General features: G+C 33.0%; 2 protein-coding genes. One reads left to right on the top strand and one right to left on the bottom strand.

Annotated elements, in window-relative coordinates:
• Window positions 1-144 precede the first annotated feature (144 nt).
• Window positions 145-960, top strand: coding sequence for a hypothetical protein (locus tag ED312_RS23090; RefSeq protein ID WP_123218388.1), 816 nt, complete (start codon window positions 145-147; stop codon window positions 958-960).
• Between the two features lie 11 nt (window positions 961-971).
• Here the strand turns inward: ED312_RS23090 and ED312_RS24160 are convergent.
• On the bottom strand, window positions 972-1220 hold a 249-nt coding region (locus tag ED312_RS24160; protein ID WP_206363308.1), incomplete at its 5' end, for a hypothetical protein.

Raw genomic sequence — 1220 nt, 5'->3', positions numbered from 1 at the left:
GAGGCGTTTTTCGTTTCTTTCTTTTCATTGAAGGTTTGGGCTGCGAAGTTGCAAACTTCGCAGAGCGGGGGTATTTATTATGGATCCAAATTTTTCAAGTCCTCAAAGACTCCCGTTGCGAAAAGTCTTTAATATGTTTGGTATATGGAAAAATTGATATTAGCTATAACGTTTATATTATTGAATGTTAAAGTAATGTATTCTCAAAGGGATACACTTGAGGTTGATGTTAATTTATTAGAGTATAAAAAAGTTGCTGATAATACGTTGAATGAAAACTTTTTTATAAGTAGCAATCTGCCTGAAAATGTTTTTCAAATAATAGATTCACTAAAACTGATTCCATATCATTATAAATTAGAAGATTTAAAAACATATTCTATACCTGTTTTTAAGCTAAAAAGAGATGCTGATTCTTACGATTGTAACAAAAACATTATAAGGTTTATTGATTTTACAAATAACTATTATAAGCAACATGTTAATATTGAATTTAAAGACAGTCTAATTTCAATGACGTCAGTAGAAATAGAAAAGAAGCAATTAAAACATCCATTAGATTATATGCCATATTTGCTATTTCTTGATGATGGTAAAACACTTCTTCCCCTACCCGGATTTGACGTGTACGCAATCAAGGAGCGTTTAGAGAAAAAATTTTTCACATTTTTTATCGAAGGCTTTGACCCTTACTTTGTAATTAATGAAGGGAGGATGTATGCTGTAAAAATGGTGAACACATATAACGGAAAAAAAGATTTGCTCCCAAAGGATTTGATGGAGTATATCAGGCCTGAATTTATCGAGGTGAATGAGTATGTGAGAAAAAATCTGGGAGCGAAAGCTATTAATGATATAATAAACTATGGGAGAAGAAAACAAAATGATAGAAGAAAATATACCTCTTGTAATCAAACTAAATTAGATAAGGAAATATACGTAATTGTTCGATACAAATAGTATGAGGGTGTTCAGGAACGTATATAAATGTCAAAAACTTTAAGTCTTATCCATTGTTTAATGGCAAAGGAATAAAGGAAAAATGCTCTGGGAGCCGTATCAGGTTTTGTTGGAGGCGCAGCAGGACATGTTGCTTCGAAAGGAATTAATAATATTATGGTTAACGGCTTTAATATTAGTAGCCCTGTACTAAAAGGAGCGGGTCTGTAAATTAAACTCTGTCTGGTTGTTCTCCCCTGCGGGGGGTACCCCCCGCAGGG

Source organism: Sinomicrobium pectinilyticum (genome assembly GCF_003725735.1).
GTDB lineage: Bacteria > Bacteroidota > Bacteroidia > Flavobacteriales > Flavobacteriaceae > Sinomicrobium > Sinomicrobium pectinilyticum.
This window is presented reverse-complemented; position numbering and strand designations above follow the sequence as displayed.

Coding starts and splice junctions, on each gene's coding strand:
- ED312_RS23090 (WP_123218388.1), top strand. CDS start 145: ATGGAAAAATTGATATTAGCTATAACGTTTATATTATTGAATGTTAAA.